The following is a 13,919-nucleotide window of genomic DNA, read 5'->3' as shown; positions in this document are numbered from 1 at the left end:
GGGATTCTGGGCTCTTTGTGCTAAACTGGCCCGCCGAATGTATAGTACACTTCGGTTGGATAGGTAATTTGGCGAGATTATACGATGATCAAACAAAGGACACTTAAACGTATCGTTCAGGCGACTGGCGTCGGTTTACACACCGGCAAAAAAGTCACCCTGACATTACGCCCTGCGCCGGCCAATACCGGGGTCATCTATCGTCGCACCGACTTGAATCCACCGGTAGATTTCCCGGCCGATGCCAAATCTGTGCGTGATACCATGCTCTGTACGTGTCTGGTGAATGAGCATGATGTACGGATTTCAACCGTTGAGCACCTGAACGCTGCTCTGGCGGGCTTAGGTATCGATAACATCGTTATTGAGGTTAATGCCCCGGAAATCCCGATCATGGATGGCAGTGCCGCTCCGTTTGTCTACCTGCTGCTTGATGCCGGTATTGATGAACTGAACTGCGCCAAAAAATTCGTACGCATCAAAGAGACTGTTCGGGTTGAAGATGGCGATAAATGGGCTGAATTCAGACCGTACAATGGTTTTACGTTGGATTTCACCATCGACTTTAACCATCCGGCGATCGATTCCAGCAGCCAGCGCTACGCGATGAACTTCTCTGCGGATGCGTTCATGCGCCAGATCAGCCGTGCGCGTACCTTCGGTTTTATGCGTGATATCGAATATCTGCAGTCCCGCGGCCTGTGCCTGGGCGGCAGCTTCGATTGTGCCATCGTTGTTGACGATTATCGCGTATTGAACGAAGACGGCCTGCGTTTTGAAGATGAATTCGTTCGTCACAAAATGCTCGACGCGATCGGTGACTTGTTCATGTGTGGTCACAATATTATTGGTGCGTTTACCGCGTATAAATCCGGTCACGCATTGAATAACAAATTGTTACAGGCAGTCCTGGCAAAACAGGAAGCCTGGGAATTTGTGACCTTCCAGGACGACGCAGAACTGCCGTTGGCTTTCAAAGCGCCTTCGACGGTACTGGCATAACGACATACGCTGTCGTATAAAATTCGACTGGTTAACCTGGCACTCTCTCCGGCCAGGCGAGCCAGTCGTTTTTTTTACTATCCTTTATCTGCGCTTTCCTTAATACAGCCATTTTGACAGGGTTAAATGGAAACACGGCGCGTTCGCTGTTTTCTTAGCCGATTTTCACCTTAGCTTCTCGTCATTACTGCTGTAGCGCGTACGCTTTAATGATAAGATTTGTGCGCAAATTGTTTTGATTCCGTAAGCCCATGAGGGGCATATCAGGTGGCAATGACGTGAGTGGAATACTGACGCGCTGGCGACAGTTAGGCAGACGATACTTCTGGCCGCATCTCTTATTAGGGATGGTCGCGGCGAGTTTTGGTTTGCCCGCGCTCAGTAACGCCGCTGAAACCAATACGCCTGCAAGGACGACCGCCAGCACCGCGTCTAAAGTTAACTTTAGCCATCTTGCGCTGTTAGAAGCCTCTAACCGTCGTCCCAATTTCACCGTAGATTACTGGCATCAGCACGCTATTCGCACGGTGATTCGCCACCTTTCTTTTGCAATGGCGCCGCAAACGCTGCCCGTTGCCGACGCGCCGTCGCCATTACAGGCGCATCATATCGCCTTACTGAATACGCTCAGCGCGATGCTCACGCAGGAGGGCACGCCGCCGGCGATTGTTCGTCGCCTCTCCCTGGCGTATTTTGCGCCACAAACCGCATTTAGCATCCCGGCCTGGATAAGTCAGGCGCAGGGTATCCGCGCCGGTCCGCAACGTCTCAGCTAACGAAAAAAGACCCTTTTACTTTATTTGTAGCTCCGCGGCGCGGGGCATTTGAGACTTTATTATGCTAATCAAATTATTAACCAAAGTATTCGGTAGCCGTAACGATCGTACGCTGCGTCGTATGCGTAAGGCCGTCAGCCTTATTAATGCGATGGAACCGGAGATGGAAAAACTCTCCGATGACGAACTGAAAGCGAAAACCAACGAATTTCGCTCCCGTATTGAAAAAGGCGAAAGCGTAGAGAGCCTGATTCCGGAAGCGTTCGCGGTGGTGCGTGAAGCCAGTAAACGCGTCTTTGGGATGCGTCACTTCGACGTTCAGCTATTGGGTGGTATGGTGCTCAACGATCGCTGTATCGCCGAAATGCGTACTGGTGAAGGTAAAACGCTGACCGCAACGCTGCCAGCCTACCTGAACGCGTTGTCCGGCAAAGGCGTTCATGTGGTAACCGTGAACGACTATCTGGCGCAGCGTGACGCCGAAAACAACCGTCCGCTATTCGAATTCCTCGGTATGTCCGTTGGTATCAACCTGCCAGGTATGCCTGCGCCAGCCAAACGTGAAGCTTACGCTGCCGACATCACTTACGGCACTAACAACGAATACGGTTTTGACTACCTGCGCGACAACATGGCGTTCAGCCCGGAAGAGCGCGTGCAGCGTAAACTGCATTATGCGCTGGTGGATGAGGTCGACTCCATCCTGATCGATGAAGCGCGTACGCCGCTGATCATTTCCGGCCCGGCGGAAGATAGCTCGGAAATGTACAAAAAAGTGAACAAAATCATTCCGCACCTGATTCGTCAGGAGAAAGAAGATTCTGACACTTTCCAGGGCGAAGGCCACTTCTCCGTTGATGAGAAAGCGCGCCAGGTTAACCTGACCGAACGCGGTCTGGTGCTGATTGAAGAGCTACTGGTGCAAGAAGGCATTATGGATGAAGGCGAGTCGCTCTACTCGCCTGGCAATATTATGCTGATGCATCACGTCACCGCCGCGCTGCGCGCGCACGCGCTGTTTACGCGCGACGTAGACTACATCGTGAAAGACGGCGAAGTCATCATTGTTGATGAACATACCGGTCGTACCATGCAGGGGCGTCGCTGGTCTGACGGTCTGCACCAGGCGGTAGAAGCGAAAGAAGGCGTTGAAATTCAGAATGAAAACCAGACGCTGGCGTCTATCACCTTCCAGAACTACTTCCGTCTGTATGAAAAACTGGCCGGTATGACCGGTACGGCGGATACTGAAGCCTTCGAATTTAGCTCTATCTATAAGCTGGACACCGTCGTTGTTCCGACCAACCGTCCGATGATCCGTAAAGATTTGCCGGATCTGGTCTACATGACCGAAGCGGAAAAAATCCAGGCCATTATCGAAGATATTAAAGAACGTACCGCGAACGGTCAGCCAGTGCTGGTAGGGACGATTTCTATCGAGAAATCTGAAGTGGTCTCCAGAGAGCTGACCAAAGCGGGCATCAAACATAACGTACTGAACGCAAAATTCCACGCCAACGAAGCAGGCATCGTTGCGCAGGCTGGTTATCCAGCGGCGGTCACTATCGCTACTAACATGGCGGGTCGTGGTACCGATATTATGCTGGGCGGTAGCTGGCAGGCGGAAGTCGCCGCGCTGGAAGCGCCGACGGAAGAACAGATTGCGCAGATTAAAGCGGACTGGCAGGTACGCCATGACGCGGTTCTGGCTGCCGGCGGTCTGCATATCATTGGCACCGAGCGCCATGAATCCCGCCGTATCGACAACCAGCTGCGTGGCCGTTCCGGTCGCCAGGGCGATCCGGGTTCTTCCCGTTTCTACCTGTCGATGGAAGATGCGCTGATGCGTATTTTCGCCTCCGATCGTGTCTCCGGTATGATGCGTAAACTGGGGATGAAGCCGGGCGAAGCGATTGAGCACCCGTGGGTGACGAAAGCTATCGCTAACGCGCAGCGTAAAGTAGAAAGCCGTAACTTCGATATTCGTAAGCAACTGCTGGAATATGATGATGTGGCGAACGATCAGCGCCGTGCAATTTATACCCAGCGTAACGAACTGCTGGATGTGTCTGACGTGAGCGACACCATTAACAGCATTCGCGAAGATGTCTTTAAGGCGACTATCGACGCCTACATTCCGCCGCAGTCGCTGGAAGAGATGTGGGACATCCCGGGTTTGCAGGAACGCCTGAAAAACGACTTCGACCTGGAGCTGCCGATTGCCGAATGGCTGGATAAAGAGCCGGAGCTGCATGAGGAGACGCTGCGTGAGCGCATCCTGGCGCAGTCTATCGAATTGTATCAGCGTAAAGAAGAGGTGGTTGGCGCTGAAATGATGCGTCATTTCGAAAAAGGCGTGATGCTGCAAACGCTCGATTCCCTGTGGAAAGAGCACCTGGCGGCGATGGATTACCTGCGTCAGGGTATTCATCTGCGCGGCTATGCGCAAAAAGATCCGAAGCAGGAATACAAGCGCGAATCCTTCGCTATGTTCGCCGCGATGCTGGAATCGCTGAAATATGAAGTGATCAGTACCCTGAGCAAAGTCCAGGTACGTATGCCGGAAGAGGTCGAAGCGATGGAAATGCAGCGTCGCGAAGAGGCGGAGCGCCTGGCGCAGATGCAGCAGCTAAGCCATCAGGATGACGATGCCGCCGTGGCTGCCGATCTGGCCGCCCAAACAGGCGAACGTAAGATTGGACGTAACGATCCTTGCCCTTGCGGTTCCGGTAAGAAATACAAACAGTGTCACGGTCGCCTGAGCTAATGCGGTAAACTTACCGGCCTGATAAGACATAATGTGTTGCCATCAGGTCGGTGCTGGCATTATTGCCGAAGGGCGCTACGCTTATTCGGCCTGACATTGAACACAGATAAAAAGGCGCAGGTGACTGCGCCTTTTTTATGGATGCAACAAGATGAAAAAACTGCAAATCGCGGTTGGGATTATCCGCAACCCGAACGACGAAATTTTTATTACCCAACGCGCCGCTGATGCGCATATGGCGAACAAGCTGGAATTTCCCGGCGGAAAAATTGAAGCCGGCGAAACACCAGAGCAGGCGTTGATCCGGGAGCTACAGGAAGAGGTGGGGATTACGCCAACACAGGTGACATTATTCGACACTCTGGAATATCAATTCCCGGATAGACACATTACGCTGTGGTTTTGGCTGGTTGAACGCTGGGAGGGCGAACCGTGGGGGAAAGAAGGACAGCCGGGACGGTGGATCGCGCAAAACGCGTTGAATACGGACGATTTTCCGCCGGCCAATGAACCGATTATTCGTAAATTACGCCAATTTGCGCCTTAGTGGGGATCGCAACACGATCCCCATCGATCTTATTAGCGATTTAATGTCGACATAATTTCCGGCCAGTAGCGGGGGCCGGCCGCGGCGTTGTGAGGAAAAACCGCCTCAATTGCCGCCAGCTCCTGCGGGCTTAGGGTCAGTGATAACGCGCCGAGGTTTTCTGGCGCAGTGGCGGCTACGTTTCTGTTATAGCCTAATCTCGCCGGTTTATTGGTATTATCCCGGCCGCGCGCATATGGCGCCAAAACTACGCGTATTTATTGATTATTTTTGTCATAAGGCGATATTGCCGTCTCAACAGAGCCATCACCGTTAGCGCTCTTCGCTCCAGTCGTCGCTATCAGACAGGTCGCCGCTGCTGGCGATTCGTTTCTCTTCGGCGGCCCATTCGCCCAAATCAATTAACTGACAGCGTTTAGAACAAAATGGGCGGAAGGGGCTAATTTCCCCCCAGACGACCGGTTTACCGCAGGTCGGACAGTTTACGACGGTCACGTCAGACATTTTTACTCCTTAGCAACAGGCCAGTTCAAAATCAAGACGCTCCGGCACCAGACCATTTTCACTATCCAGCGGCATAAAGCGAATGGCAAAACGGCTCTTATGGCCGGAAATTTGCGGATAAAGTTGTGAATCGAGCGTCAGCATAAGACGCAGCAAATCGGCGTCGTCCCCGTTATCCTGATAAAAACCGTTCAGGCTGGTTTGCTTACGGAAAGGCGCTGAATTACGGATCAGATCAAGCACCAGCGTCAGCGCCTGGGTGAGGGGATTCAGGCTGGCAAGCCAGCTTTCAATCTGGGCGTCGCGCTGCGCCTGTTGTAGGTGCAACCAGATATGCAGAGTGGGTAAATCGAAACTGCAACAGCCGCCAGGAATACTTAAGCGTTGACGCACAAGGGCAATCAAGCGATCTTCGCGTAGCTGCTGGCCAATCCTCGGGGCGGAGATCAGCACGCTGCCCGCCGATTTTAACTGCTGGCGCAGGGCTTCAATACGGTCTTGATCGACGCCGGGAACCTCAACCCAGGCCTGTAATTTACGCTGCTGGCGCTCCAGTTCTTTCAGCAGTTCGGTACGGACTTCGCCCCGTTCGAACACATCCAGTAGATCGCTGATGTTACGGAAAAAATGCAGTGCGCCAGCATGGTCTGCAATTGGCAGGTTGATGGAGAGCTGTTGGATCAAAAACTCTATGCGCAGCCACGTACGCATCTTCTCATTGAGAGGGTGTTCAAATAGGACCTGGGTGTGCATTACGGTTTTTCCTGTGAGACAAACTGCGACGCGAGCTTAAGATAACTGGCGTGCAGGCGGGCCACATCTGATGCGATAGCATCCGGTGCGCCGTTATTATCAATAACATCGTCCGCCACGGCAAGGCGCGCTTCACGCGTCGCCTGCGCAGCGAGAATGTGTTCAACATTCTCGCGCGTAACATCATCACGCTGCATTGTGCGTATGAGCTGCGTTTCGGGCGTCACGTCAACCACCAGTACGCGGTTGGCTTTTTGATACAGCCTGTTTTCAACCAGCAGAGGCACAACCCATAACACATAGGGCGACGTAGCCTGTTGAAACTGTCGTTGGGTTTCCTGCTGAATTAAGGGATGAAGCAGAGCGTTAAGCCAGGCTTTTTCTTCCGGATGCGAAAAAATACGCTCACGCAGCGCCCGGCGACGTAACGTGCCGTCGGCGGCGATAAGTTCAGAACCAAAATGTTCCGCTATTGCGTTCAGGGCGGGCTGCCCTGGCTCAACCATCTGGCGCGCGATAATATCCGCGTCGATGACGGTTATTCCGAGGTCAGCGAAGGCATCAGCGACGGTACTTTTACCGCTGCCAATACCGCCGGTTAAGGCTACGGTATACCTCATATCTCCAGCTTCCGGAATTTTAGTTTGACAATCAAAAGGTTAAATTTTAAGCATGCAAAGACGATACGCTCTGAGCATTAACCTACTATTCGCCAGGTAAATTTATGGGATTGTAACGTAAAAAAAGAGAATTTCGCAGTCTTGTACGGCCATGATTAGTGCGTATGATAGCGTCACTGGAGTTGTGAGTTTCGATTTTTCGCCATTAACCCCAGGAATCCGTACATGCGTATTGAAGAAGATCTGAAGTTAGGTTTCAAAGACGTTCTTATCCGTCCTAAGCGTTCTACCCTCAAAAGCCGTTCCGATGTCGAACTGGAACGTCAATTCACCTTTAAACACTCAGGTCAGACCTGGTCTGGCGTACCGATTATCGCGGCCAATATGGATACCGTCGGGACGTTTGAAATGGCGCAAGCATTGGCCGGGTTTGATATTCTGACTGCTGTACATAAACATTATACCGTTGAAGAATGGGCAGCTTTTATCAACACGGCTTCGGCTGATGTTCTCAAGCATGTGATGGTTTCCACCGGGACCTCTGATGCTGATTTCGAAAAAACCGTGCAGATTCTGGCGCTGAATCCTGCGCTGAACTTTGTCTGTATTGATGTGGCCAATGGCTATTCAGAACATTTTGTGCAGTTCGTCGCGAAAGCACGTGAAGCATGGCCGACAAAAACAATCTGCGCAGGCAATGTGGTAACGGGCGAGATGTGCGAAGAGCTTATCCTCTCCGGCGCCGATATCGTGAAAGTGGGAATTGGTCCCGGCTCCGTATGCACGACGCGTGTAAAAACCGGCGTTGGTTATCCGCAACTGTCGGCGGTTATCGAATGTGCTGACGCGGCGCATGGCCTGGGCGGCATGATCGTCAGCGATGGCGGCTGCACTATGCCAGGCGACGTAGCAAAAGCCTTTGGCGGCGGTGCGGATTTCGTTATGTTGGGCGGCATGCTGGCGGGTCACGAAGAGAGCGGCGGCAGCGTGGTAGAAGAGAACGGCGAGAAATTTATGCTGTTCTACGGCATGAGTTCGGAATCTGCGATGAACCGTCATGTCGGCGGCGTTGCGAAATACCGCGCGGCAGAAGGTAAAACGGTTAAATTGCCGCTGCGTGGGCCGGTGGGCAATACTGCCCGCGATATCCTGGGCGGTCTACGCTCAGCCTGCACTTATGTCGGCGCGTCTCGCCTGAAAGAGTTGACCAAACGCACCACCTTTATTCGGGTGCAGGAACAAGAAAACCGCATTTTCAATAGCCTCTAATATTCTGGCTGGCGTAAATGTGCGCCAGCCTTATCCCATCCCGCTCATCGCGTCTCCCAGATGAAAAATCGGCAAATACATCGCCACTACCAGCGTACCGATAATTAAGCCGGTGATGATCAATAACGCCGGTTCCAACAGCGACGCCAGATTATCGGCCAGCGCCAGCGTAGTTTCACTGTGGTGACGGGCAAGGTTATGCAGCATGATATCGAGTGAACCGGACGCTTCGCCCGTTCTGACCAGTTGCAGGCATAGCGGACTAAATTCCTGGGTATTTTTTAGCGCCAACCAGACCGGATTGCCCGCGGCGATCTCCTGATGTACCTGCGTTAAACGCTGTGACCAGTAAGGGCAGCCGAGACTATCGATAGCGCTTTCCAGTCCCTGAAGAAAAGGAATGCCTGCGCTTTGGGTCAATGCCAGTACGGTGAATATTTGCGCTAGTTTCTGGCCTCTTATCAGGCGACCCATAACGGGAAGCCGTAGCAGAAGACGCTGCCGCTGCGCTTGCCAGGACGGCTTTTGTTTTACCCTGCGGTGAGCGATAGCAATGAGCATCGTCAGGAACAAGATGAGCCAACCCCATGCCGACCCCCATTGCGCTATCGCGATAATACCGCGCGTCAGAAGAGGGAGCGGGGTATTGAAGCTACGGTAAATGGCGGCAAATTCCGGCAGGACAAAGTGCAGCATGGCGAAAACGACCAGGGCGGCCATTGTCAGAATAATGGCGGGATAGCGCAGAGCCTTTTTCACGCTAACCGTAATCTGCCGTTGCGCTTTTTGCTGACGGGCCAGTTCAAAGCAGCAGTCGGCCAGTTTGCCGGTCAGTTCTCCGGTGCGGATCATCGTCTGGTAGAGCGGCGGAAATACCTGCGGCCAGGAGACTAATGCGCTGGAAAAAGGGACGCCCTGTTCAAGCTCGTGAGCCAGCGTGCGCAACAGCGCTTGCCATTGTCGGTGGGGATGCTGTTTCGCAAGGAGTTCCAGCCCTTCAGAAAGCGTCAGTCCGGCATGAATGAGCGTGGCCAACTGATGAATAATTTCAGCGCTTTGCTCTTCTTTCCACAGTGCGGCGTTAACGCCCATGCGCTTGATGCGAAGCGGCATAATGCGCTGATGTTGCAGGGTGATGATCAGCGCCAGACGATTGTCCACCCATACAACGTCTTGTTCCAGTTGACCTTTATCGTTAACGCCTTGCCAGCGCCAGAGCTGTTTAACGCTCATGGGGCATTCCCAGAACGCGCAGTATCTCTTCAAAGGACGTCATGCCTTGCTCAACGGCGCGACAGCCATTTTCAAAAAGCGTCCCTGTACCGGTCTGTTGGAGGTGGGCTTCCAGTGCTTGCGCCGATGCGCCGCTCGCAATTAACTGACGTAATGCCGGGGTAACGGTTAACACTTCGAATAACGCGGTTCGGCCATAAAAGCCGTGGTAGCAATGCTGACAGCCGTTTGCCTGCCAGCGCGGTAGCGCGCTGGGCCAAAGATTGGGCGATAGCACTACGGGATCGCTCAGGCGCTGTTTGCAGTGCGGGCAAAGCTTCCTTACCAGGCGTTGCGCTACCACCAGCGTAAGCGCCGATGAGATCATCCAGCGTGCTACGCCCATTTGCTGCAAACGTATCAGGGTTTCACTGGTGGAGTTCGTATGGAGCGTTGAAAGTACCAGATGGCCCGTTTGTGCCGCCTTAATGGCGATTTCTGCAGTGTCGCCGTCACGAATTTCACCTACCATGATGATGTCAGGGTCCTGGCGTAAAAGCGCACGCAGCACATTTTGAAAGGTGAGCCCGGCGCGGGGATGGATCTGCGTCTGGTTAATCCCATCCAGTGGAATTTCTATCGGATCCTCAACGCTACAGAGGTTGATACCCGGCGTATTCCGGGTTTGTAGCGCGCTGTATAGCGTGACCGTTTTTCCGCTACCGGTGGGGCCAGTCACCAGTACCAGCCCCTGAGGTTGCTGTAGGGCTTGTCTAAAAGCGGTAAGTTGTGCCCCGTACATGCCCAGCGTGTCCAGATCCAGCGTTTGTTCAACCTGATGCAATAACCGTAAGACGACTTTTTCGCCTTCTTTACAGGGAAGCGTGGCGATACGAAAAGAGACGCTGTCGCCCGTCAGGTCAACGGTAAATTGCCCGTCCTGCGGCAGTCGATGTTCAGCGATGTCCAAATTTCCCAGGACTTTCAATCTGGCCGTCAGCGCAAGCCCCGTCTCTTTGGCGATGTCCTGCAGAATATGAAGAACGCCATCGATGCGGAGCCTTATCCGGTAGCGGCTGGCGCCGGGTTCGAGATGGATATCAGAGGCGCGTTTCGCCATCGCCGAGCGTAATGTCTGATTGAGAAGCTGGGCCGCGGTTTCTCCGCCTTTCGCGGCGTTTGTCGAGGGAGCCTGATCCGGCTTATGCCGATGATTTTCCATTTGCTGGCGAGTCCAGCACACAATATCAATCTGTTTTTGCGTGGCGAAATGCAGAGCGTCCAGTAACGCATGAGAGGGCGCGTCGACCACCGCAACAGTGATACTGTTGCTGGCGCTATTGATCAGTACAGCCTGATGACGTTGACACAAGGTGTTGAGCTGAGCGTCTTTCATCTTGTCTCCTTAGTTGGCGTCAAAACGGAAGACATCTTCACAAGCCTGTTGTAACGCGCTGTCGCTTTGAATATTGCAGTTACGCGTCCAGCCAGTAATGCCGTTAGCATTGTCCCAGGCGGGCGTCATGATGACGTTAAGCCCGCTCAGACTCTCCTGGCCGGTAAGCGTGATGACGCCTTTTTCCACGCTCATGCCCGAAACATAACGGGTGATGACGGGCGAGGGGATACCGTTGACGCCCGCATCGCATGTGCTCGTCCCACCATGTTCCAGAGCGCAGAGTTCGACGGCGGTACGGTAGGGGACAAACGTTTGCAACATATCCGTCAGCGCCGCTTTACGCAGATAGTTCTGGTAAGCCGGAATGCCAATGGCGCTTAAAATGGCGATGATGCCAATAACGACCATCAGTTCGATAAGCGTGAAACCGCGTTGTTTTTCCATTGTTCGCTCCTTGAGTTAGCTGGCGCTACTGTGGCAAACGAGGAAAGAGCGGGCGAGCGGCAAAAGGTAAAACGGGAAGGCGGATTCTGAAGATTTTCGCTGCGTTACATGACACGGCAACGTTATTGCGAGGCGCTACGAATATTTTACCGAATCACGACGCGGATCTACGGACAGGTGATTTATAGACCCGACGGCGCAGCGCCATCGGGCGGAGAGGATCAGCGAAAACGCATGGAGAGATCGAGCGCGCGTACGTGCTTGGTCAGCGCGCCAACGGAGATGAAATCCACCCCGGTTTCAGCAAATTCGCGTAAGGTTTCCGCGGTGACGTTGCCGGATACTTCCAGCCGCGCCTGGCCGTTGACGCGTTTCACCGCCTCGCGCATCTGGTCGGTGTTGAAATTATCCAGCATGATAATATCCGCGCCTGCTTTCAGCGCATCGTCCAGTTCATCCAGATTTTCGACCTCGACTTCTACCGGCACGTCCGGATGTAGCCAGAACGCTTTTTCCACCGCCTGACGAACAGAACCGGAGGCGATGATATGGTTTTCTTTAATCAGGAACGCGTCAGTGAGGCCCAGACGATGATTGGCGCCGCCGCCGCATAAAACTGCATATTTGAGCGCGGTGCGCAGACCCGGCAGCGTTTTACGCGTGTCGAGCAACTGGGTTTGGGTGCCAGCCAGCAGTCCAACGTAGCGGCGTACTTCACTGGCGACGCCGGAAAGGGTCTGGACAAAGTTTAGCGCCGTGCGCTCGCCGGTCAGCAATACGCGAGCCGGGCCGTTCAGTTCAAACACTGTTTGGTTGGCGTGAATGGCGTCGCCGTCATCGACATGCCAGGTGAGGCGCACATCATCGCCCGCCAGTTGGATGAAGACCTCTTCAACCCAGCGCTTGCCGCAGAAAACGCCGTCTTCACGAGTGATCACCGTGGCATGGGCTTGCGTATCTGCCGGCAAAAGTTGCGCGGTGATATCGTTGCCAGCATCGACTTCTCCACCTAAATCTTCACGCAGCGCCTGAGCAACGGCGGCAGGGATATCGAGATTAATGCGTTCCAGTAGCGCGTCACGTCGGTCGTCTGGGTTATAACGGCGAGGCGGCATGATAAAACTCCAAATTGCTAACGAATCATAAGGTAGAAACATGCTACTCTGAAGCAGCTATAAGCACCACTCAAAAGGAGACTACGCATGTTGCCAGATAAGGGTTGGTTGGTAGAGGCGCGACGCGTCCCTTCTCCGCATTACGATTGCCGTCCGGATGACGAAAAACCGTCCTTGCTGGTGGTGCATAATATTAGCCTGCCCCCCGGCGAGTTTGGCGGTCCGTGGATCGATGCATTATTCACCGGAACGATAGATCCAGACGCCCATCCTTTTTTTGCAGAAATCGCTCATCTTCGTGTTTCGGCCCATTGTCTGATTCGTCGCGACGGTGAAATCGTCCAGTATGTGCCTTTTGATAAGCGTGCGTGGCATGCGGGCGTATCAAACTATCAGGGGCGGGAACGTTGTAATGATTTCTCCATTGGTATTGAGCTGGAGGGGACGGATACGCTGGCTTATACCGATGCGCAGTATCAGCAGCTAGCCGCCGTGACGCGCACGCTTATCGCTTGCTATCCGGCGATCGCCGACAATATGACCGGACACTGCAACATTGCGCCTGACCGCAAAACGGACCCTGGCCCTGCCTTTGACTGGCTGCGCTTTCGCGCTTTGGTAGCCCTCTCGTCGCACAAGGAGATGACATGACGCTGTTTACGACATTACTGGTGCTGATTGTCGAGCGCCTGTTTAAGCTGGGCGAGCACTGGCAGCTCGATCATCGGCTGGAGGCGCTATTCCGTCGGATTACGCATTTTTCGATGTTGCGCACGATGGGAATGACGGCGATCGCGATGGTGGTGACTTTTCTACTGCTCCAGGCGTTAAAAGGGCTGCTATTTAACGTGCCGACGCTGGTGGTGTGGATTCTCCTGGGCGTGCTGTGTATCGGCGCGGGCAAAGTGCGAGTACATTATCACGCCTGGCTGAAAGCGGCGTCCCGTAACGATCCGCATCCTTGCGAGGCGATGGCCAGCGAGCTTACGCTGATTCACGGCGTGCCGCCGGATTGTAATGAGCGTGAGTTTTTGCGTGAGCTGCAAAATGCGTTGTTATGGATAAATTTCCGTTTTTACCTCGCACCGCTATTTTGGTTTATCGTTGGCGGTCCATGGGGGCCGGTAACGCTGGTGGGCTATGCGTTTTTACGGGCCTGGCAGACCTGGCTGGCGCGCTATCAGACGCCGCACCAACGTTTGCAATCCGGCATTGACGCTATTCTTCATGTGCTGGACTGGATTCCGGTACGTCTGGCGGGCGTAGTGTATGCATTACTGGGGCATGGCGAGAAAGCGTTGCCGGCCTGGTTTGCCTCGCTGGCGGATCTGCATACTTCGCAGTATCAGGTGCTCACACGTCTGGCGCAGTTCTCACTGGTGCGCGAACCGCATACTGACAAAGTAGAAACCCCCAAAGCGGCGGTATCAATGGCGAAGAAGGCCTCGTTTGTGGTGGTGGTGATTATTGCGTTGCTCACCATTTATGGGGCATTAGTGTAGCGTTGTGCC

The 13,919-nt window shown here is 53.7% G+C and carries 14 protein-coding genes and 2 pseudogenes; 8 read left to right on the top strand and 8 right to left on the bottom strand.

Going from position 1 to position 13,919, the window contains the following annotated elements; genetic code table 11:
• Window positions 1–84 precede the first annotated feature (84 nt).
• The 4 genes from lpxC to mutT all read left to right on the top strand — a co-directional run bounded on the left by lpxC (window position 85) and on the right by mutT (window position 5,092).
• Window positions 85–1,002, top strand: coding sequence for a UDP-3-O-acyl-N-acetylglucosamine deacetylase (lpxC, locus tag HU143_RS18420; protein ID WP_000595487.1), 918 nt, complete (start codon window positions 85–87; stop codon window positions 1,000–1,002).
• Between the two features lie 278 nt (window positions 1,003–1,280).
• Window positions 1,281–1,778: a secA translation cis-regulator SecM gene (secM, locus tag HU143_RS18415; RefSeq protein ID WP_000014336.1), complete on the top strand. Its 498-nt coding sequence runs from the start codon at window positions 1,281–1,283 to the stop codon at window positions 1,776–1,778.
• A gap of 61 nt (window positions 1,779–1,839) precedes the next feature.
• Entirely contained in the window at window positions 1,840–4,545 is a 2,706-nt protein-coding gene (gene secA / locus HU143_RS18410) for a preprotein translocase subunit SecA (RefSeq protein ID WP_023227649.1), read from the top strand.
• 151 nt (window positions 4,546–4,696) lie between these two features.
• Window positions 4,697–5,092, top strand: a complete 396-nt coding sequence (gene mutT, locus HU143_RS18405; RefSeq protein WP_000736055.1) for an 8-oxo-dGTP diphosphatase MutT — start codon at window positions 4,697–4,699, stop codon at window positions 5,090–5,092.
• A 32-nt stretch (window positions 5,093–5,124) separates the two neighbouring features.
• Here the strand turns inward: mutT and HU143_RS18400 are convergent.
• Window positions 5,125–5,265: pseudogene (locus HU143_RS18400) on the bottom strand (aldo/keto reductase); the annotation flags it as partial.
• 35 nt (window positions 5,266–5,300) lie between these two features.
• Between HU143_RS18400 and HU143_RS18395 the strand changes: the two are divergent.
• Window positions 5,301–5,408: pseudogene (locus tag HU143_RS18395) on the top strand (LysR family transcriptional regulator); the annotation flags it as partial.
• Here the strand turns inward: HU143_RS18395 and yacG are convergent.
• From yacG to coaE, 3 genes are read right to left on the bottom strand one after another with little or no spacing between them, the layout of a single operon-like run.
• Complete coding sequence (gene yacG, locus HU143_RS18390; protein ID WP_023200603.1) at window positions 5,405–5,596, bottom strand: DNA gyrase inhibitor YacG; 192 nt, start codon at window positions 5,594–5,596, stop codon at window positions 5,405–5,407. The pseudogene HU143_RS18395 and the gene yacG sit on opposite strands and share 4 nt — an antisense overlap.
• 9 nt (window positions 5,597–5,605) lie before the next feature.
• Window positions 5,606–6,349, bottom strand: coding sequence for a cell division protein ZapD (zapD, locus tag HU143_RS18385; RefSeq protein WP_000557441.1), 744 nt, complete (start codon window positions 6,347–6,349; stop codon window positions 5,606–5,608).
• On the bottom strand, window positions 6,349–6,969 hold the full coding sequence (gene coaE, locus HU143_RS18380) for a dephospho-CoA kinase (protein ID WP_023227647.1): 621 nt from the start codon (window positions 6,967–6,969) through the stop codon (window positions 6,349–6,351). Before coaE ends, zapD begins: the two co-directional genes overlap by 1 nt.
• Before the next feature lie 225 nt (window positions 6,970–7,194).
• Between coaE and HU143_RS18375 the strand changes: the two genes are divergently transcribed.
• Window positions 7,195–8,238: a GMP reductase gene (locus HU143_RS18375; RefSeq protein ID WP_001217365.1), complete on the top strand. Its 1,044-nt coding sequence runs from the start codon at window positions 7,195–7,197 to the stop codon at window positions 8,236–8,238.
• A 30-nt stretch (window positions 8,239–8,268) separates the two neighbouring features.
• Here HU143_RS18375 and hofC read toward each other — a convergent pair whose 3' ends face one another.
• From hofC to nadC, 4 genes are all read right to left on the bottom strand, one after another.
• Window positions 8,269–9,471, bottom strand: coding sequence for a protein transport protein HofC (gene hofC / locus HU143_RS18370; protein ID WP_023227646.1), 1,203 nt, complete (start codon window positions 9,469–9,471; stop codon window positions 8,269–8,271).
• Window positions 9,461–10,846 (bottom strand): type II secretion system protein GspE, encoded by a 1,386-nt coding sequence (gene gspE / locus HU143_RS18365; protein ID WP_023227645.1) that lies wholly within the window; start codon window positions 10,844–10,846, stop codon window positions 9,461–9,463. Before gspE ends, hofC begins: the two co-directional genes overlap by 11 nt.
• Before the next feature lie 9 nt (window positions 10,847–10,855).
• Window positions 10,856–11,293, bottom strand: a complete 438-nt coding sequence (ppdD, locus tag HU143_RS18360) for a prepilin peptidase-dependent pilin (protein ID WP_000414988.1) — start codon at window positions 11,291–11,293, stop codon at window positions 10,856–10,858.
• A 221-nt stretch (window positions 11,294–11,514) separates the two neighbouring features.
• Window positions 11,515–12,408 (bottom strand): carboxylating nicotinate-nucleotide diphosphorylase, encoded by an 894-nt coding sequence (gene nadC, locus HU143_RS18355; RefSeq protein WP_001135136.1) that lies wholly within the window; start codon window positions 12,406–12,408, stop codon window positions 11,515–11,517.
• An 87-nt stretch (window positions 12,409–12,495) separates the two neighbouring features.
• Between nadC and ampD the strand changes: the two genes are divergently transcribed.
• Entirely contained in the window at window positions 12,496–13,059 is a 564-nt protein-coding gene (gene ampD, locus HU143_RS18350) for a 1,6-anhydro-N-acetylmuramyl-L-alanine amidase AmpD (RefSeq protein ID WP_023227644.1), read from the top strand.
• Entirely contained in the window at window positions 13,056–13,910 is an 855-nt protein-coding gene (gene ampE, locus HU143_RS18345) for a beta-lactamase regulator AmpE (protein ID WP_000172040.1), read from the top strand. Before ampD ends, ampE begins: the two co-directional genes overlap by 4 nt.
• Window positions 13,911–13,919 lie beyond the last annotated feature (9 nt).

It is taken from the genome of Salmonella sp. SJTUF14076 (genome assembly GCF_015534835.1).
GTDB classification, from domain to species: Bacteria; Pseudomonadota; Gammaproteobacteria; order Enterobacterales; family Enterobacteriaceae; genus Salmonella; species Salmonella enterica.
Note: the sequence above shows the minus strand (reverse complement) of the source record. Positions and strands in the feature narration are given on the sequence as shown.

Excerpts from the sequence above, each read along its gene's own strand:
- lpxC (WP_000595487.1), top strand. The coding sequence starts at position 85 with ATGATCAAACAAAGGACACTTAAACGTATCGTTCAGGCGACTGGCGTC.
- secA (WP_023227649.1), top strand. The coding sequence starts at position 1,840 with ATGCTAATCAAATTATTAACCAAAGTATTCGGTAGCCGTAACGATCGT.
- mutT (WP_000736055.1), top strand. The coding sequence starts at position 4,697 with ATGAAAAAACTGCAAATCGCGGTTGGGATTATCCGCAACCCGAACGAC.
- yacG (WP_023200603.1), bottom strand. The coding sequence starts at position 5,596 with ATGTCTGACGTGACCGTCGTAAACTGTCCGACCTGCGGTAAACCGGTC.
- zapD (WP_000557441.1), bottom strand. The coding sequence starts at position 6,349 with ATGCACACCCAGGTCCTATTTGAACACCCTCTCAATGAGAAGATGCGT.
- coaE (WP_023227647.1), bottom strand. The coding sequence starts at position 6,969 with ATGAGGTATACCGTAGCCTTAACCGGCGGTATTGGCAGCGGTAAAAGT.
- HU143_RS18375 (WP_001217365.1), top strand. The coding sequence starts at position 7,195 with ATGCGTATTGAAGAAGATCTGAAGTTAGGTTTCAAAGACGTTCTTATC.
- hofC (WP_023227646.1), bottom strand. The coding sequence starts at position 9,471 with ATGAGCGTTAAACAGCTCTGGCGCTGGCAAGGCGTTAACGATAAAGGT.
- gspE (WP_023227645.1), bottom strand. The coding sequence starts at position 10,846 with ATGAAAGACGCTCAGCTCAACACCTTGTGTCAACGTCATCAGGCTGTA.
- ppdD (WP_000414988.1), bottom strand. The coding sequence starts at position 11,293 with ATGGAAAAACAACGCGGTTTCACGCTTATCGAACTGATGGTCGTTATT.
- nadC (WP_001135136.1), bottom strand. The coding sequence starts at position 12,408 with ATGCCGCCTCGCCGTTATAACCCAGACGACCGACGTGACGCGCTACTG.
- ampD (WP_023227644.1), top strand. The coding sequence starts at position 12,496 with ATGTTGCCAGATAAGGGTTGGTTGGTAGAGGCGCGACGCGTCCCTTCT.
- ampE (WP_000172040.1), top strand. The coding sequence starts at position 13,056 with ATGACGCTGTTTACGACATTACTGGTGCTGATTGTCGAGCGCCTGTTT.